Consider the following 17,169-nt stretch of genomic DNA (forward strand, 5'->3'; position numbering starts at 1 on the left):
CGTTATCTGGACAAAAACTCCAGGGCTACTGCCGGGCTGGGTCCGAATCCATCGGGCCCAGCCCGGCTTCTTTGTAGTACCCCTCGATGTGGGCTGCCACGAGGTCGGCCGCCCTGCCGCCGTCGTGCTTGTTGATGGCCGCGAGGATGTCGCGGTGTTCGGCGCGGAGCCGGGCGGCGGTGGCGTCCCAGTCAGGAAGGTTTGCCGTGAGTTTGCCGGCGTAGCTTTGGATCGCCTCGCGCAGGGAGCCCATCATGGCACTGACCACCGCGTTCCCCGCGGCTTCGGCGAGGGCGAGGTGGAAGCGGACGTCGAGGGCAAGGAATTCGTCGGTGTCCGGGCACGCCTCCATCTTTTCCAGAAGCGCGGCGGCCTCTGCCAGGGCCGGGGAGTCCGTGCGGGCGCGGGCAACGGCCCAGGATTCGAGCAGGACGCGGGTCTGCACAATGTCCGCAACCGGCAGGTGCGAGGTGGCCACATGGAGGCGCAGCGCCGAGCCGAGGGCAGCCGTCGGATCGGCAATGACCACGGTGCCCGCCTCGGGACCGGAGCCCACCCCGGCGCGCACAACCCCCATGGCCTCCAGGACCCGGATTGCTTCACGGACCGAGGTGCGCGAGACCTGCAGCTGTTCGGCCAGCGTCCGCTCCGCCGGCAGCCGGCCGCCCAGGGCCAGCTGGCCGCTGGAGAGCTGGTTCTCGATCCACTGCAGGACCAATTGATGGGTTCGCATGGGCCAATGGTACTTGATGTGGTTGGACCACATCCTCTAGAGTGTGGTTAGACCACACCCCGGGGCAGTCAGCCAGACTGTCCGGAGCCACTCCAGACCTACGCCGCGGAGGCCGCAATGACGCACACCATCCAGCCCAGCAACCCCGAGGCCACCCCGGCACCGGAAGCAAGGGACGTACCGGCTGCTGCGGGCGCACCTGCCGGCAGCGAGCCCGCCGGCACCTCACTGACGGGCGCCGTGAACCGGGCCGCAGCCGCGGTCCCGGCCGCGCTCAAGCGCCGTGTGCCGAAATACTCGGACCTGGCTCCGCTGATGCAGTTCAAGAAGCCCGAGTTCAACCGCGCCGCGAAACTCCAGCGCGCCAGCACCATCTGGGAACTGCGGGACATGGCCAAGCGCCGCACCCCGCAGGCGCCCTTCGACTACACCGACGGCGCAGCGGAAGCCGAGATTACGCTGCGCCGTGCCCGCGAGGCCTTCCTGGACATCGAGTTCCGTCCGGGCATCCTCCGGAATGTCTCGAGTATCGACCTGAGCACTGACATCCTGGGCAAGCCGTCCCGCCTGCCCGTCGGCATCGCCCCCACCGGCTTCACCCGGATGATGCAGTCCGAAGGCGAATACGCCGGCTCGCAGGCGGCTGAGGCGGCAGGCATTCCCTACACGCTTTCCACCATGGGCACGGCATCCATCGAGGACGTCGCCGAGGCCGCACCGAACGGCCGGAACTGGTTCCAGCTGTACCTGTGGACGGACCGCGACCGTTCCCTCGAACTCATCGAACGCGCCGCCAAGGCCGGGAACGACACCCTGATGGTCACGGTGGACACCGCCGTCGCCGGTGCCCGCCTCCGCGACGTCCGCAACGGCATGACCATCCCGCCGGCGCTGACGCTGAAGACCGTGCTTGACGCGTCCTACCGCCCGGCGTGGTGGTTCAACTTCCTTACCCACGAGCCGCTGACGTTCGCGTCGCTGTCCCGCTACACCGGCACGGTGGCGGACCTGATCAACTCCATGTTCGACCCCACGCTGACCTTCGAGGACCTGGACTGGCTGCGCGAAACCTGGAAGGGCAAGCTGGTGGTCAAGGGCATCCAGACAGTCGACGACGCCCGCAAAGTGGTGGACCACGGTGCCGACGGCGTGGTGCTCTCCAACCACGGCGGACGCCAGCTGGACCGTGCCCCCATCCCGTTCCACCTGCTGCCCGGCGTCAAGGAAGCGTTCACCAAGGACAACTCCGACGCCGCGATCATGCTGGACACCGGCATCATGAGCGGTGCGGACATCATCGCCGCGCTTGCCCTGGGCGCCGACTTCACGCTGATTGGCCGCGCCTACCTGTACGGCCTCATGGCCGGCGGCCGCGCCGGCGTGGACCGCGCCCTCCAGATCCTGGAAAAGGACATGACGCGCACCATGGCGCTGCTGGGCGTCAGCAAACTGTCCGAGCTGACCCCGGACCACGTGCGGATCCTCGGTAAGTAGGCCGGCTCCGCTTTCGTCAGCCCCGCCGGGCTACTTCTTGCGGCCGAACTTCGGCAGGTTCGCGATGAGGTCGGCGGCTTTGGTTGCGGCCCGGCCCACGGTGCGGCCGATCTGCTGCGGGACGGTGTCATCCCCGGCCGTGGCCACGGGGATCGCGACGGCGGGGCTCAGCTGGCCGCCTTCCGAGACGCCCGACACCGCCGCGGCGGCCGGGCGGGCTGTGCCGGCAGCAGCCGGCACCGGTGACGGCGCCGCCGTTTCCCCCGCCGGTTGCGTTTTTTCCTCCAGGATCTGCGCTGCCGGAGAGCTGACGACGGCGGCCCGCGGCCCGACGTCGAACGTCTCCAGCCAGCTGGCGACGCCGGCCAGCGGCTTGGGGTTCAGCGCGTAGTAGCGCTTCTGGCCCTGGGCGCGCATGCTGACAAGGTCGGCCTCGCGCAGCACCTTCAAATGCTTGGAAATGGTGGGCTGGCTGGCGTCCAGTTCCTCAACCAGCTCCCCCACCGCTTTGTCCCCCGAGCGGAGGGATACCAGAATGTCACGCCGGGTTGCCTCAGCAATGACGGCAAATACGTCGTCTGTCACCATGAGATCCACCCTAGCGACATATACGCCGGATGGCATCCACTATTTCGCCCCGCTCCCGGAGGCCATTGCCCCGCCAGTGCCCCGGTGCTACAACGGACTCACGGTTGCCCCGGGCTGTCCGGCTGCGGCCGCTCGAACATGAGGGGTGGGTGGCCATGGATTTCCTGCGCCAGCAGCTGTTCAACATCATCGCTTTTGTGTTTTTGGGCTTGTTTGTGGCGGTCTGGGGCTCCGTGCTGCTGCGCGTCGGGTTCTGGGTGCCCGACGGCCGGACGGCCGCTCCCCCGCTGAACGGAGCCCTGGTCACTGCGGCGGGTGTCCTGGCGACGTCATTGAGCTCGCTGACGGCATCGGCGCTGGGGTTCACCATTGCGGAGGTCCGCCGCGATGAAGAAGTCCGCCGCGACCTCGCCCCGGGCGATGCGGACGCAAACGTTGCCTTCAACCCGGCCGAGGTCACTGCCCGCCTGTCCGGCCGGATTGTGGCCGCAGTGGTGGTGTACCTTGCGGTGGGGCTGCTGGTCCTGCTGCTCTGGCTGGTGAAAGGAACCGCGTCCACAGACCTGATCGGCGCCTTTGCGCTGTCCCTGCTGGGCTGGCTGATCGGCGCCGCGGGGGTGGTCTTCCAGACGGAGAAACCGCTCAGTTGAATGGTCGCACTTAGTCGAACCAGGGATCCAGTCCGTACAGCGGAAACACTTCCTTGCGGGTGGCCATCACCGTGCGGTCCACCTCGTCGTTGGGATCGAAGCCCACTTCCCACGAGCGCCACCACACGTCCACGTCGTCGCCCATGAACTCCGGCGCCGAGACCCCGTAGATGGCCCCGTACTTGTCCTGGACGTACTGCCGCCAATCCCCGGGGACCGGCGTGCGAAGCGGAACCGGCCTGCCGGCCGCGATGGCAATCAGGTGGCTCCAGGAGCGCGGCACCACACTGATCACGTTGTAGCCCCCGCCGCCAGTGGCAATCCACCTGTCGCCGCAGTAGCGCGCAGCCAGATTCCCGACGGCGGTGGCCGCCTCGCGCTGGCCGTCCACACTGATGTTGAGGTGTGTCAGGGGATCCAGCCGGTGCGAGTCGCAGCCGTGCTGGCTCACAATCACCTCGGGTTCGAAGGCGCCGATCAGTTGCGGCACCACGGCATGGAACGCCCGCAGCCAGCCGGCGTCGCCCGTTCCTGCCGGCAGCGCCACGTTGACCGCGCTGCCCTGGGCATTGGGGCCGCCGATCTCGTTGGCGAAACCTGTCCCGGGGAACAGCGTCAGGCCGGTCTCGTGCAGGGAAATGGTGAGGACGCGAGGATCATCCCAGAAGATGCTCTGCGTCCCGTCGCCGTGGTGGGCGTCAACGTCGATATATGCCACACGCTGCACACCGCCGTCGAGCAGTTTCTGGATGGCCAGGGCAGCGTCGTTGTAAATACAAAACCCGCTGGCCCGTTCCCGTGCCGCGTGATGCATGCCGCCGCCGAAATTGACCGCCCGGACGGCACTGCCGTCCAGGATCGCGCCGGCTGCCATCAACGAACCGCCAGCCAGCCTCGCACTGGCCTCGTGCATGCCGGCAAAGGCGGGGTCGTCCTCAGTGCCCAGGCCCCGTTCAAGGTCGGGTACCTCCGGGTTTGAGCTGACGCGCCGGACCGCCGCCACGAATTCGGGGCTGTGGACAGTGGACAGTTCATCATCACTGGCCACTTCCGGGGCGGCCACGGTCACGTGCCCCAGGTCAAACAGGCCCAGGCTCCGGGCCAGGCGGGCGGTAAGTTCCATGCGTTCCGGCGCCATCGGGTGCCCGTGGCCGAAGTTGTAGGCGGTCATGGCCATGTCCCACACCACCATCGTTGGCAGTGCGGGCTGAGCGAGTCCGGGCACGAATGTCATCAAGGACAGGCTACCTGAGACGGGCAGCCCCATTTCCCCGTCACCGCGCGGAAAATAGTGGTTTACTACTGAAGGAAGCAGTTTCAACCGAGGATAAGCCGCACATGACGCAAAGCCAGCCGAGGTCCAAGAGCCCGGCAAACTGGCACCCCGGCATGCCCGAGCGTGAGGGCCTGTGGATTTTCACGGGTATCCGCGACTTTATCGACAACATCGCCAACACCTCGCCGGCGCGGCTGGCACTGACGGCGTTCGGCGTCGTCATCGTTGTCTTTACCCTGCTCCTTTCCCTGCCGGCGTCCTCGGCCACCGGCGATTTCACGCCCCTGCACCAGGCCCTGTTCACGGCGGTGTCCGCCGTCTGCGTCACCGGCCTCACCGTGGTGTCCACCGCCGTGCACTGGTCCTTCTTTGGCCAGCTGGTCATCCTGGTGGGCATTTTCGTCGGCGGCCTGGGCACGCTGACCCTCGCCTCGCTGCTGGCGCTGATGGTCAGCAAGAAGCTCGGTGTGCGTGGCAAGCTCATTGCCCAGGAAGCCATGAACAACGCCGGCCGCCTTGGCGAAGTGGGTACCCTGCTGCGGATCGTCATCACCACCTCCGTGGTCATTGAGGCAGCCCTCGCCGTCGTACTGATCCCCCGCTTCCTGACGCTCGGCGAGAGCTTCGGCCAGTCGGTATGGCACGGCGTCTTTTATTCCATCTCGTCCTTCAACAACGCGGGATTCACACCGCACTCGGACGGCATCGTCCCCTACGAGACCGATCTCTGGATCCTGGTCCCGCTGATGCTCGGAGTCTTCCTGGGCAGCCTGGGGTTTCCTGTGGTGATGGTGCTGCAGCAGAACGGGCTGAACTGGAAGAAATGGAACCTGCACACCAAGCTGACCATCCAGGTGTCGTTCATCCTCCTGGCGGCCGGGACCGTGCTGTGGGGGCTGATGGAATGGGAAAACGTGCGGACCATCGGTTCCATGGACGTGGGCGACAAAATTACGCACTCCCTCTTCGCCTCCGTAATGACCCGGTCCGGCGGCTTCAACCTGGTGGACCAGAACCACATGGAATCCACCACCATGCTCCTCACTGACGCCCTCATGTTCGCCGGCGGCGGTTCAGCCTCCACGGCCGGCGGCATCAAAGTGACCACCATCGCCGTCATGTTCCTGGCCATCGCGGCGGAGGCCCGCGGCGACTCCGATGTGAAGGTCTACGGGCGCACCATTCCACAGGGAACCATGCGGGTGGCCATCTCGGTGATCGTCGCGGGCGCCACCCTCGTTTCCGTTTCAGCCTTCCTGCTCCTGCACATCAGCGGGGCGTCCCTGGACCGGGTGCTCTTCGAAACCATCTCAGCCTTCGCCACCGTGGGCCTCAGCACGAACCTCAGTGCCGAGCTGCCGCCGTCGGGCGTTTATGTCCTGTCCGCGCTGATGTTCGCCGGACGCGTGGGCACCGTGACCCTTGCCGCTGCGCTGGCGTTGCGCCAGCGCAGCCAGCTGTACCACTACCCGGAAGAGAGGCCCATCATTGGCTGATTCCTCAGGCGCCGTAAATCGCCCCGCCCACAATGCCCCCGTGCTGGTGATCGGGCTGGGCCGCTTTGGCTCATCCACCGCCGAACAGCTGGTCAAGCAGGGACGCGAGGTCCTAGCGATCGAACGCGACCGCAACCTGGTGCAGAAATGGGCCCCGGTGCTCACCCATGTCGTGGAGGCCGACGCCACGAACATCGACGCCCTGCGGCAGCTCGGCGCGCAGGAGTTCAGCTCGGCCGTGGTGGGGGTTGGCACGTCCATCGAGTCGTCGGTGCTGATCACCGTGAACCTCGTGGACCTCGGGATCCAGCACCTCTGGGTCAAGGCGATCACACCGTCACATGGCAAGATCCTGACCCGGATCGGCGCCAACCACGTGATCTATCCGGAGGCCGACGCCGGCGTCAGGGCCGCGCACCTGGTGTCCGGACGCATGCTGGACTTCATCGAGTTCGACGACGACTACGCGATCGTGAAGATGTATCCGCCGCGGGAAACCGTGGGCTTCACCCTGGACGAGTCCAAGGTCCGCTCCAAGTACGGCGTGACCATCGTCGGCGTGAAGTCACCCGGCGAGGACTTCACTTACGCCCGTCCGGAAACCAAAGTGTCCTCGCGGGACATGCTGATCGTGTCCGGCCACGTTGACCTGCTGGAACGGTTCGCCGCCCGCCCGTAGCCCTGGCCCCTAACCCCCGGAGTTGGTGCGGCGCGGAGCGTGGCCGCCGTCCCGGCGGTCAGGCGAGTTGCTTGGTGATTTCGGCGGCGCGGGCGGCAGCGGCCCGGGCGCCCTCGGCGATGATCGCAGGAAGTCCGCGTTCGTCGAAGGTGGCAATGGCGCGTTCAGTGGTGCCGTTCGGGCTGGTCACAGCCTTGCGCAGGGCAGCGGGGTCGGCGCCCGGTTCGGTCAGCATCAGGCCGGCTCCCGCCACGGTTTCGCGCGCCAGCAGCAGCGACAAGTCAGGATCCAGGCCGAGCTCCACGCCGGCAGCCGCCATCGCTTCGGCCAGGTAGAACGCGTAGGCCGGACCCGAACCGCTGATGGCCGAGAGCGCATCGACCTGTTCCTCGGGCACCTCCACCACAGTTCCGGCGCCCTTGAGGATGTCTTTGGCCAGCTGCAGCTGTTCTGCCGAGCAGTTGGTTCCCGGTGAGACGGACACGACGCCGCGCCCCAGTTTGGCGGGAGTGTTCGGCATGGAGCGGATCACCGGCTGCCCGGCCGGCAGCGCGGCTTCCAGCTGGGCGATGGACACCGCGGCGGCCACGCTGATCACGATGGCTTTCGGGGAAAGGGAACCGCTGATCTCCCGCGCGAGGTCGGCAATGCCTACGGGCTTGACCCCGAGAATCACGACGTCCGAGCCGGTGGCCGCCTGCTTGTTGTTTTCCGGCTCCTCTTCCCCGGCGATGGCCGTAATGCCGGGGTGCCGCTGTGCGAGTTCGGCAGCACGCTCCGCGCGCCGGACCGTGGCCACGACGTCCGCCGGGTCTGTTCCGGCCTCCAGCATGCCGGTCATGACGGCCTCGTTCATGGATCCACAGCCAAGGAATGCGATTCGGTTGCTCATGGGTCCATCATTGCAGTTCGGCGCGCGTTGCCGCACGCGGGGCTTACAGTCCGGACCTCAACTGCGGCGGAGGGCCTCCATTCACAGCTGGCTCACATGTTCGCCGCAGCTTCTTCACAAAGTGGGCCCCTAACGTAGTTATTACCTCATTGAGGGTGCGAGTGATGAGGCAAGCATGGGGATGTTTGCCCGGCACCGGTGGTCTGACGCAGGTTTCCCCCATTTTCCTGCCACGGCCGCCGGTGCTTTCTCGTTTAACGGCGCTTCTCCGAACGGTTTCAGGCGTCCCGCGCGCCGACCAGCGGATGGCTCAGGTGCTGGCGCGCGAACTCCAGCGTTTCGTTGAGCCACTGTTCGCGCTCTCCCGCAAACCTCGCCCGTCGGGTGGAAATTTCCGCCACCACCACGCCGTCGAATCCGCTCCTTGCCAGGTGCTGAAGCGCTTCCGCGCAGCCCTGGTTGCCGCGGCCGGGAATAAGGTGCTCGTCCCTGCCCGAGCCCGACCCGTCCGTGAGGTGGATGTGCCTGAGCTTGCTGCCGAGGGCCTTGATCGCTTCAACGCTGTTGGCCCCCGCGGTGGCGGCGTGCGAGAAGTCCCAGGTGACGTCGTCGTAATCCTGGCCCACGGGGTCCCAGTGCGGCAGGTACGCGACCGTCTCCCGGCCCCGCACGCGCCACGGGTACATGTTTTCGACGGCGATCCGGACCTGGTACATGTCGGCGAGCTGCCGGATGCCGGCGGGAAAGTTCTCCGCGTAGTTGTTCTGCCAGCGGAACGGCGGATGGACCACCACGGTGCCGCAGCCCACCTCCCGGGCCATCCGGCAGGACATCTCGATCTTGTTCCATGCCGATCCCCACACCTTCTGCGTCAGCAGCAGCGTGGGTGCATGGATGGAGACGATGGGCTGCCGGTAACGGTGGCTGAGTTCAAGGAGGGAGTGCGGGCTCTGGCTGGTGGTGTTGTTGGTGACCATCACTTCCACGCCGTCAAAGCCAAGGTCCTGCGCCACGGCGAAAGCATCATGCACGGTCAGCGGGTACACGGACGCGCTGGACAGCGCGACCGGAATCACCCGGTCTTCTTCAGGGGAACGTTCGACGCCGGGACTCATCTCAGTCAGCCTTCCCGCCGGAAAGGACCGCTGGGGCCGCGGCAGGGGCGGACGTGCCCGCCTCAACCGGCGGCAGCACGACGTGGTGCGCCGGTTCCAGCGGCCCTTCAAAGATCAGCTGGTCCAGCCTGCGGAGGATCAGTCCTTCCCGCAGCGCCCATGGGCAGATCTTGACCTTCTTGAATTCAAAGAGTTCCAGAGCCGCCTCGGCCACGAGCGCTCCGGCAAGGAGCTGGTTCGCGCGGGCCTCGGAAACGCCGGGGAGGTGCAGCCGGTCCTCGGTCTTCATGGCGGAGATCCGCTGCGCCCAGAGGCCAAGGTCCGTGGCGCCGAGTTCGCGCTTGACGTATGGTCCGGCCGCGCTCGGTGCTGCCCCGGCGATGCGGGCCAGCGAACGGAAGGTCTTGGACGTCCCCGCCACCACGTTTGCCCGGCCGAGCTCGTTGAAGCTTCGGACGGCAGGTTTGAGGGTGGCGCGGATGTAGCGCCGGAGTTCCTTCACGCTCTTGGCCGTGGGCGGATCCTCGTGCAGCCAGTCGCGGGTGAGGCGGCTGGCGCCGAGCGGCACGGACGTCGCGAGTTCCGGCAGCTCGTCCTGGCCCAACGCCATTTCGAACGAGCCGCCGCCGATATCGAGGTTCAGGATGGGTCCGGCTCCCCAGCCATACCAGCGGCGGACGGCAAAGAACGTCATGGACGCTTCTTCGCTGCCGGTGAGTTCCTGGAGCGTCACCGTGGTTTCGTGCTTGACCCGGGCCAGCACCGCCGGGCCGTTGGTGGCTTCCCTGATGGCGGAGGTGCAGAAGGCCAGAAGGTCCTGGGCTTTGTGTTTGGCCGCGAACTCCCACGCTTCCAGGACGAATTCGATGAGTTCGTGCTGGCCGGCCTCGTTGATGTTTCCCTCGGCGTCGAGGAACTGCACCAGTGAGAGCGGGCGTTTGTGCGAGGCGAAAGGCACCGGCCGTGCGCCGGGGTGCGCATCAACCAGGAGCAGGTGGACAGTGTTTGAACCGATGTCGAGGACGCCTAGACGCATTCTGCCATTATTCACCGACAGCAAGCCGCCGGCGCAAACTGCGTCGGCGGCTTGCCGGTTCGAGTCGGGATCCCGCCGGCAACTACTCAGCCGGAGCTGCGGAGTCTTCCGAGGGCTGGTCCGCGCGCTTGAAGTCGCGCCGGATGTTGGCCACGCCTTCGGGATCGATTTCGAAGCCGAAGGCGCTGCCGGGGTTGATCACCATGCCCAGCTCATCACCAAGGTTGCCGATGATTGCGGCTCCCTGGGTCCCCAGCACGTTGGGGGCTGCGTCGAGGAACTGCTGGTCCACGCGGCTCGGGTGCGAGAACACGGCCAGCACGGGCTTGCCTTCGGCGTTGGAGAGCACCAGTGGCTCCACCTGCGCGTCTTCACCCTCAAGCGCGTCGGAGCTGATGATGTAGACCTCGTTGTTGAGGAACGACAGGATGACGTCCACCGGGTTGGCATCCGGCTGGTCACCAGTGGCGAGCTTCTCTTCGAGGTCGTTCAGGGGCTGGATTTCCGCGGGTGCAGGCTGTTCAGTCATGTATCTACTCGATCACGTTGCACCCGCGGCGCGCAATTCCTTCACCATCCGGGGGACACTACTACTTCTTGGCGACGGCTTTCTTCTTCGCAGGGGCCTTGCGCGCCGCGGGACGCTTGGCCGGTCCCTTGGCTCGCTTTTCCGCCAGGAGTTCCACGGCCTGTTCCCTGGTCAGTTCCTCCAGCGAAGTGGAGCGCGGAACAGTGATGTTGGTGATGCCGTCGGTGATGTAAGGACCGAACCGGCCTTCCTTCACCACGATGTTTTTCTCCGATACCGGGTCCGGGCCGAACTCGGCGAGCGGCGGGACGGCGGCACGGGCTCCGCGCTGCTTGGGCTGCGAGTAGATCTCCAGTGCCTGCTCCAGCGTGATCGTGAAGATTTCCTCTTCGGAGCCGATGGAGCGGGAGTCCGTGCCCTTCTTCAGGTACGGGCCGAAGCGGCCGTTCTGCACCGTGATGACGTTGCCTTCGGCGTCCTCGCCGAGCACGCGCGGCAGGCTCATCAGCTGCATCGCCTCGTCAAGGGTGACCGAATCCACGCTCATCGAGGCGAACAGCGAACCAGTGCGCGGCTTGGCTTTGACGGGCTTCTTCGGAGGCTTCGGCTTGCCGTTCTTGTAGTACTCCACGGGCTGGTTGGCCAGCTGTTCGTCGGTCATCTCCGGAATGATTTCCGTGACGTAAGCGCCGTAGCGGCCGTTCTTGGCCACGACCGTATGACCGGTGTGCGGGTCCTCACCGAGCACACGTTCCTCGGGCGCAGCCGTTTCCATCAGCTCAAGGGCCTTGGCCGGCGTCAGCTCGTCCGGCGCAAGGTCCTCAGGAACGTTGGCGCGGGCGGACTCAACAACTTCACCGGTCTTCGGATCAACCGTCGGGACGGAGCTTTCCAGGTACGGGCCGAACTTGCCGACCCTCAGGGTGATGCCCTCAGCGATCGGCACGGAGTTGATTTCCTTGGCATCGATTTCGCCAAGGTTGTTCACGATGCTCAACAGGCCCGGATCGGAATCCTCGCCGTAATAGAAGTGCTTGAGCCAGGCCGCGCCCACGGCCTGGCCGTTCGCGATCTTGTCCAGGTCACCTTCCATGTCAGCCGTGAACTCGTAGTCCACGTAGTCATGGAAGTGCTGTTCCAGCAGCCTGATCACCGAGAACGCGATCCAGCTCGGAACCAGCGCGGAGCCCTGCTTACGCACGTAGCCGCGGTCCTGGATGGTGGAGATGGTGGAGGCATAGGTGGACGGGCGTCCGATGCCCTTCTTTTCCAGCTCGGCCGTCAGGGAGGCTTCGGTGTAGCGCGGCGGCGGGGAGGTCTCGTGGCCAACGGCGATGATGTCCGCCGCGGTGAGGGAGTCGCCCTTGGCCACGTTGGGCAGGCGGCGGGCTTCCTCGGAGTCGTCGTCCCCGCGGCTTTCGTCCTTGCCTTCTTCGTAGGCGGCAAGGAAGCCGGGGAAGGTGATCACAGTACCCGAAGCGGAGAACTCGGCGTCCCTGCCGTCCGTCGCTGTTGCACCGAGGCGGATGGTGGCAGTGGAGCCCTTGGCGTCTGCCATCTGGGAGGCGACGGTGCGCTTCCAGATGAGCTCGTAGAGCCGGAATTCGTCGCCGGAGAGCTGCTTGGCCACCTGCGCCGGAGTGCGGAAGGAGTCGCCGGCGGGGCGGATGGCTTCGTGGGCTTCCTGCGCGTTGGCGGCCTTGCCGGTGTAGACGCGGGGCGACTGCGGCACGTATTCCGGGCCGTAGAGCTCGGAGGCCTGGCGCCGGGCAGCCGTGACGGCCTCGTCACTCAGCGCGGACGAGTCCGTACGCATATAGGTGATGTAGCCGTTTTCGTAGAGGCGCTGGGCCACCTGCATGGTGCTCTTGGACGAGAAACGCAGCTTGCGGCCGGCTTCCTGCTGCAGCGTCGACGTCGTAAACGGAGCTGCCGGACGGCGGGTGTACGGCTTCGTGTCGACGGAGCGGACCTGGAAATCCGCGGTCTGCAGTCCCGCCGCCAGGGACGTGGCGAGTTCCTCGTTCAGGTGCGTGACGTTGCGCGAGGTGAGTTCGCCGTCGTCGTTGAAGTCGCGGCCGCTGGCCACCTTGGCGCCGTCGACGGCGGCCAGTTTGGCTTTGAAAGAAGCAGATGCGGACCCGGCGCCGAACTGGCCGGTGAGGTCCCAGTAGGACGCGGCCTTGAACGCCATGCGTTCCCGTTCCCGGTCCACCACCATGCGCGTGACCACGGACTGGACACGGCCTGCGGACAGTCCGCGGGCCACCTTGCGCCACAGGACCGGGGAAATTTCGTAACCGTACAGGCGGTCCAGCACGCGGCGGGTTTCCTGGGCATCCACGAGGTCCTGGTCAACATCGCGCAGGTTGCCCATGGCGCGCTGGATGGCTTCTTTGGTGATTTCACCGAAGGTCATCCGGTACACCGGCACCTTGGGCTTGAGCACTTCGAGCAGGTGCCACGCGATGGCCTCGCCCTCGCGGTCCCCATCGGTTGCGAGATAAAGTTCGTCGGCGTCCTTGAGCGCCGCTTTGAGCTCGGTCACCTTCTTCTTCTTGTCCGCGGACACAACGTAGTACGGCTTGAAGTCGTGTTCGATGTCGACGGCGAACTTGCCGATGGAGGTTTTCTTGAGTTCGGCAGGGAGCTCGGACGGCTGCGGCAGATCACGGATGTGACCGATGGAGGCCTCAACGATGAAGCCCTCGCCCAGGTACTTGGCGATGGTCTTGCTCTTGGCCGGAGACTCCACAATCACGAGTTTCTTGCCGGTTTTGGCCTTGCTTGGCACGGTGCTCCTACAGAAAAAGGTTGGCTCGGGCAGATGAGCCCATACTCGCCTAGTTCACCATATTTTGCAGAATGATGCGCATTCATGTGGAAAACGGGTGCGGGGCATCACTTACGGTCGTCCGGAATTAAGGACCACATTGTGGCTATGCGCTCGGCACCCCCGGGAACCTGGTCCGGGACCTCCAACTCGTATTCCTTCAGCAGGCCCAGCACCTTCGCGGTCAGCTCCGAGCGCTGCGCGGGGGTCAGGTACAGCAGGTGGCTGGAGAGCACCACTATGCCGGGCGCCTCGGTGGATTCGTCGTTGTTCCGGCGCTCGTCCCGGACCTTGGCGTAAGCACTGACCCGTCGCCTAAAGGCGTCCAGTTCCAGGTCGAGGACTGCAAACTCGGGGCTGGCCACTCCGCCGCCCGAGTTGATGGTGAAATCCGTTCCGGCGGCCCGCCAGCGGCGTTCCCGCGCATCGCCGGCAGTGGCGGCAGGCTCCACGATGCCCCACTTCTCCAAGGCACGCAGGTGGTAGCTCATCGCGCTCGGGGTCAGGCCTGTCTGCACGGCAAGCTCCGTGGCCGTCCGGCTGACCTGGGTGGAATACAGCTCGGAGATCACTTCCAGGCGTGCCGCGTGGGCCAGCGCGCGGATGGCCTTGGGATCGGTGATCTCCACCTTCTTCTCCGGCCGTACCCTGCGTCTGGCGCCCTCTTCCGCGGCCGGGGCCGGCTCTGGAATCTCTGCATTCACGCCTCCATTCTATCGGCCGTCCGGCAACTCTGAAAGAAACGCTTGACATCCACTGGCGCCGGGAGTAGTTTCGCGGACATGGGGGACACGGCCGGGAGATCGCCTGCCTTATTACGAAGAGATTCAGCGCTTTGGCGAAGCCGGGACTTCCTGCTCGCAAGCAGCGCGCGCTTTATGGCTGCCGCCGGCATGGGTGCTGTCGTGGTCAGCGTGATGCTGCATCTCCAAGCGGCTGCCGAAGCAGGCACTGTGGCCTTGGCGGGCTCCTGGCTGGTCGCCTTCTACCTGCTGTGTGCGGCCCTGCCGCTGGTGGTCCTCGCCCCCTGGGCGGGCCGGCTGGCGGACACCAGGGATTCCCGGACCCTCGCGACGGCGGCTTCCGGGGTCAGTGCCGCGGCTGTCGCAGGCATGGGCCTGAGCATGCACTTCCTGGAAAACTACATCCCCGCGGTCTTCGTGCTGACTATCGTGCTGAACGCGTGCCAGGCGGTGGCCGGCCCCACATTCCAGGCGCTGTTGCCCCGCATTGTTGGTGAAGAGCGGACGCCCCGCGCTGTCGGCACCATGCAGGCGACCATCATGATCGCGGGAATGGCCGGTCCCGCTGCCGGCGGGCTGTTAAGTGGCTGGGGCGGCCCGGTACTGGTGTTTTCCGTCGCAACCGGCTGTTACATCCTGATGGGAGCCGGCGCCTTCCTGATCCGGACCCGCCGTGGCACTGCCGCTGAACGCGCCGGCCGCGGCCAGCCCGCACTCATGGACGGGCTCCGGCTTATCAGGCGGGACAGCCTGGTGTGGGCACTCGTGCTCGGCGCCCTGTTTTTCATTGCCGTGGGAGAAGCCACCAACGTCCTTGAAGTGTTCCTGCTCAGGGGCGAGATGGGCGCCTCCAAAGAGCAGTACGGCCTGCTTATTGCCGCGTTTGCGCTGGGAATGGCCGCCGGGGCCGCCCTCGCCGGGCTGATCAAGACATCCCCGGTCCGGCTCCGGGTCCTGCTGGGGTCCATGGCGCTAACGTCCGCGGTGCTCGCATTCATCGGGCTGGTGCCGACCGTGGACATCATGTTCGTCGCCTACACCGGGATGGGCGTCTCCTGCGGTGTCCTCAACGCCTGCTTCGGGGCCATCGTGATCCTCCGGATGCCCGAGGAAGGCCGCGGTCAGGCGATGTCCATGATCGGCGGCCTGACCCGTGCCATCACCGTTGCAGCGCTGGCGTTGGGCGGCCTCTTAGGGGCGATGCTTCCGATCCGCTCCGGTTTCCTGCTGATCGGCGGGATTGGTGCGCTGGTGTCCCTCACCATCGCCATCACCGTGCTCTGGCGCTTCGGTTCAAATGATGGAGCTCCTGCCGTGCCGGGTGGTGCCGGAATCGAAGCCGCGGACCACAAAGACCCGGAAGAGGGCGGCCCCGCACCGGCCATTCCCGGTTCAGGCGGGCAGGAGGAACCCGTCGCGGACCAGGTTCCCGACTTCGGCGAGGAGCCCGTTCCGGAACGCTTCGCCGTCGAACCCGTCGCCCCCGCCCAGCAGCGCTTCAAGGGCGCCGATGATCTGCCCGACGGACAGATCGCCGTCGCACGCTGACACGAAACCGGCGAGTTCGGTGCTCAGCAGGTTGGTGCGCCGAAGTCCTGCACCCTGGCGCAACAGGATCACGCCGGGGTGCTCCGCGCCCGGGCGCTGGTGCCGCTCCTCCGTGACGTCCTCCGCCACCAGCAAGTGGGTGGCGGCGAGGTTGTTGGCCGCCAGCCAGTCGGCCCGCTCCACTGCTGCGCCCAGGTGCGGACCCACGGGCTGTTCGATGGGATAAGTGATCTCCTCGAAGCGGCTGATGACCCGTGCAGCGCCGGCAGCAGGGCGGCGCAGGAAGACCATGCCGAATCCGATCCCCGCCACGTTTCGTGAGGCGAAGTCGTCCAGGTAGGCGGCGTAGGCGTCCTGGTAGTGCCGCCGGTCGCGCGATTGGGAGGCGTCCTGCAGCCAGGTTTCGGCGTACTGTTCAGGCCCCACCAGTTCCCGCTGGATGAACCAGGCGTCCACGTCCGGACCAGCCCAGCTTTGCGGCCTTTCCTGCCACTCCGTGCCCGCCGCGACCTCCCAGTTGCCCAGCAGCTGGGCGGTTCCGGCGGGGGCGAGAACGGACGGCAGTTCCCTGACCAGTGATGCGACAATGTCGTCTCCGGGCAGGCCACCGTCCCGATAGGTGAACTGGTCGGCGGCGGCTTCGCCCTGGCTCCGGGGCGTGATGACGAACGGTGGGTTGGACACCGCCAGGTCGAAGGTTTCACCGGCCACGGGCTCCAGCAGCGAGCCAAGGCGCAGGCTCACCCGGTCTTCCAGCCTGGCCGGATCGATGCGGAGCGCGTCGGCGTTGAGCAGCAGGTTGAACCGGGTAAAGGCCAGCGCCCGGGCGGAGATGTCCGTGGCTGTCACGTGGTCCGAGTGATGCAAGAGGTGGAAGGACTGGATGCCGCAGCCGGTGCCCAGGTCAAGGGCCCTTGGCACCGGGCGGCGGATGGTGGTCTGCACCAGCGTGGTGGAGGCCTGCCCGATCCCCAGCACATGGTCGTGGCGGAGGACGCCGGGCTGCTGGTGTGCCGCGAGGTCGCTGGCCACCCAGAGGTCGGCGCCGGGCGCATCGCTGCCGTTCCCGCCCCACCCGTAGGGCCGCAGATCGGCTTTCGCCGTGATGGCCTCCGTGCCGGTCCCTCCCGGCGATGCGGGAGCTTCAACGAGCCCCAGCGTGAGGAGACCCTCCGTGCGGATCCCCGGCAGGGCGGCGTCGAGCACGTCTGCGCGCTGCGGCACCGCCAACAGCCACAGGCGTACGACGGCGGCCAGCGCCGCTGCGTCCGGGTCGCCCTTCGCGGCGGCTTCGGTGGCTATCAACGCCGGGATGAGCTGGTCGCGGCCGAGCGCGGAGTAGGCGGACTCCCCCAGCAGCCCCGCCACTCCGTCCACGGTGTACCCGATGGCAAGCAGGTCCGTGGCGAGCGCGGAGAGCAGTTCCGGGAGGTCGCTGCGCGGGGCGTCGGAAGTGTTGCCGGCCGTGAAGTGCATCGCTGTTTCAGTCACTGTGCAAGTCTATGGTTCGGGCCGCGCCAGCCGGGCTGCGATCATCAGGCTCGCACCCCGTACGGC

At 66.5% G+C, this 17,169-nt stretch carries 14 protein-coding genes and 1 pseudogene; 5 read left to right on the top strand and 10 right to left on the bottom strand.

Going from position 1 to position 17,169, the window contains the following annotated elements; translation table 11 throughout:
- Window positions 1-25: 25 nt before the first annotated feature.
- Window positions 26-733 (bottom strand): FadR/GntR family transcriptional regulator, encoded by a 708-nt coding sequence (locus Q8Z05_RS03675; RefSeq protein WP_305942145.1) that lies wholly within the window; start codon window positions 731-733, stop codon window positions 26-28.
- A 117-nt stretch (window positions 734-850) separates the two neighbouring features.
- Here Q8Z05_RS03675 and Q8Z05_RS03680 point away from each other — a divergent pair, with 117 nt between their 5' ends.
- Complete coding sequence (locus Q8Z05_RS03680) at window positions 851-2,227, top strand: alpha-hydroxy acid oxidase (protein WP_305942146.1); 1,377 nt, start codon at window positions 851-853, stop codon at window positions 2,225-2,227.
- 30 nt (window positions 2,228-2,257) lie between these two features.
- Here the strand turns inward: Q8Z05_RS03680 and Q8Z05_RS03685 are convergent, their stop codons facing one another.
- Window positions 2,258-2,815 carry an ArsR/SmtB family transcription factor gene (locus Q8Z05_RS03685; protein WP_305942147.1) on the bottom strand — a complete coding sequence of 186 codons (558 nt, stop codon included), beginning with the start codon at window positions 2,813-2,815 and terminating at the stop codon, window positions 2,258-2,260.
- Between the two features lie 104 nt (window positions 2,816-2,919).
- Between Q8Z05_RS03685 and Q8Z05_RS03690 the strand changes: the two genes are divergently transcribed.
- Window positions 2,920-3,465, top strand: a complete 546-nt coding sequence (locus Q8Z05_RS03690) for a hypothetical protein (RefSeq protein ID WP_305942148.1) — start codon at window positions 2,920-2,922, stop codon at window positions 3,463-3,465.
- Window positions 3,466-3,475: 10 nt separating this feature from the next.
- On the opposite strand, the gene Q8Z05_RS03695 is transcribed toward Q8Z05_RS03690, so the two are convergent.
- On the bottom strand, window positions 3,476-4,699 hold the full coding sequence (locus Q8Z05_RS03695) for an acetoin utilization protein AcuC (RefSeq protein ID WP_305942149.1): 1,224 nt from the start codon (window positions 4,697-4,699) through the stop codon (window positions 3,476-3,478).
- A 104-nt stretch (window positions 4,700-4,803) separates the two neighbouring features.
- Here Q8Z05_RS03695 and Q8Z05_RS03700 point away from each other — a divergent pair, with 104 nt between their 5' ends.
- Together Q8Z05_RS03700 and Q8Z05_RS03705 are read left to right on the top strand one after the other, a co-directional pair.
- On the top strand, window positions 4,804-6,237 hold the full coding sequence (locus Q8Z05_RS03700; protein ID WP_305942150.1) for a TrkH family potassium uptake protein: 1,434 nt from the start codon (window positions 4,804-4,806) through the stop codon (window positions 6,235-6,237).
- Window positions 6,230-6,916 (top strand): potassium channel family protein, encoded by a 687-nt coding sequence (locus tag Q8Z05_RS03705; protein WP_305942151.1) that lies wholly within the window; start codon window positions 6,230-6,232, stop codon window positions 6,914-6,916. The genes Q8Z05_RS03700 and Q8Z05_RS03705 overlap by 8 nt, the downstream gene beginning before the upstream one ends.
- Before the next feature lie 58 nt (window positions 6,917-6,974).
- On the opposite strand, the gene proC is transcribed toward Q8Z05_RS03705, so the two are convergent.
- The 6 genes from proC to Q8Z05_RS03735 form a co-directional block, all read right to left on the bottom strand.
- Window positions 6,975-7,808, bottom strand: coding sequence for a pyrroline-5-carboxylate reductase (gene proC, locus Q8Z05_RS03710; protein ID WP_305942152.1), 834 nt, complete (start codon window positions 7,806-7,808; stop codon window positions 6,975-6,977).
- Between the two features lie 278 nt (window positions 7,809-8,086).
- A complete protein-coding gene (locus Q8Z05_RS03715) occupies window positions 8,087-8,923 on the bottom strand; it encodes a sugar phosphate isomerase/epimerase family protein (protein WP_305942153.1) in 837 nt (278 codons plus the stop codon).
- Between the two features lies 1 nt (window position 8,924).
- A complete protein-coding gene (locus tag Q8Z05_RS03720; RefSeq protein WP_305942154.1) occupies window positions 8,925-9,959 on the bottom strand; it encodes a Ppx/GppA phosphatase family protein in 1,035 nt (344 codons plus the stop codon).
- Between the two features lie 82 nt (window positions 9,960-10,041).
- Entirely contained in the window at window positions 10,042-10,488 is a 447-nt protein-coding gene (locus Q8Z05_RS03725; protein ID WP_305942155.1) for an SseB family protein, read from the bottom strand.
- Between the two features lie 61 nt (window positions 10,489-10,549).
- A complete protein-coding gene (topA, locus tag Q8Z05_RS03730; RefSeq protein ID WP_305942156.1) occupies window positions 10,550-13,282 on the bottom strand; it encodes a type I DNA topoisomerase in 2,733 nt (910 codons plus the stop codon).
- Window positions 13,283-13,389: 107 nt separating this feature from the next.
- Window positions 13,390-14,025 (bottom strand): ArsR/SmtB family transcription factor, encoded by a 636-nt coding sequence (locus tag Q8Z05_RS03735; RefSeq protein WP_305942157.1) that lies wholly within the window; start codon window positions 14,023-14,025, stop codon window positions 13,390-13,392.
- Between the two features lie 213 nt (window positions 14,026-14,238).
- Here Q8Z05_RS03735 and Q8Z05_RS03740 point away from each other — a divergent pair.
- Window positions 14,239-15,318: pseudogene (locus Q8Z05_RS03740) on the top strand (MFS transporter); the annotation flags it as partial.
- A gap of 138 nt (window positions 15,319-15,456) precedes the next feature.
- On the opposite strand, the gene Q8Z05_RS03745 reads toward Q8Z05_RS03740, so the two are convergent.
- The gene (locus Q8Z05_RS03745; RefSeq protein ID WP_305943472.1) at window positions 15,457-17,088 is read right to left on the bottom strand and encodes a DUF7059 domain-containing protein; all 1,632 of its coding nucleotides are present in this window, start codon (window positions 17,086-17,088) and stop codon (window positions 15,457-15,459) included.
- Between the last annotated feature and the right edge of the window lie 81 nt (window positions 17,089-17,169).

Origin of the sequence: Arthrobacter oryzae, assembly GCF_030718995.1 — a bacterium.
GTDB lineage: Bacteria > Actinomycetota > Actinomycetes > Actinomycetales > Micrococcaceae > Arthrobacter > Arthrobacter oryzae_C.

Bases quoted from the DNA above. Each gene is read 5' to 3' on its own strand.
- Q8Z05_RS03675 (WP_305942145.1), bottom strand. From the start codon at position 733: ATGCGAACCCATCAATTGGTCCTGCAGTGGATCGAGAACCAGCTCTCC.
- Q8Z05_RS03680 (WP_305942146.1), top strand. From the start codon at position 851: ATGACGCACACCATCCAGCCCAGCAACCCCGAGGCCACCCCGGCACCG.
- Q8Z05_RS03685 (WP_305942147.1), bottom strand. From the start codon at position 2,815: ATGGTGACAGACGACGTATTTGCCGTCATTGCTGAGGCAACCCGGCGT.
- Q8Z05_RS03695 (WP_305942149.1), bottom strand. From the start codon at position 4,699: ATGACATTCGTGCCCGGACTCGCTCAGCCCGCACTGCCAACGATGGTG.
- Q8Z05_RS03700 (WP_305942150.1), top strand. From the start codon at position 4,804: ATGACGCAAAGCCAGCCGAGGTCCAAGAGCCCGGCAAACTGGCACCCC.
- proC (WP_305942152.1), bottom strand. From the start codon at position 7,808: ATGAGCAACCGAATCGCATTCCTTGGCTGTGGATCCATGAACGAGGCC.
- Q8Z05_RS03715 (WP_305942153.1), bottom strand. From the start codon at position 8,923: ATGAGTCCCGGCGTCGAACGTTCCCCTGAAGAAGACCGGGTGATTCCG.
- Q8Z05_RS03720 (WP_305942154.1), bottom strand. From the start codon at position 9,959: ATGCGTCTAGGCGTCCTCGACATCGGTTCAAACACTGTCCACCTGCTC.
- Q8Z05_RS03725 (WP_305942155.1), bottom strand. From the start codon at position 10,488: ATGACTGAACAGCCTGCACCCGCGGAAATCCAGCCCCTGAACGACCTC.
- Q8Z05_RS03745 (WP_305943472.1), bottom strand. From the start codon at position 17,088: ATGCACTTCACGGCCGGCAACACTTCCGACGCCCCGCGCAGCGACCTC.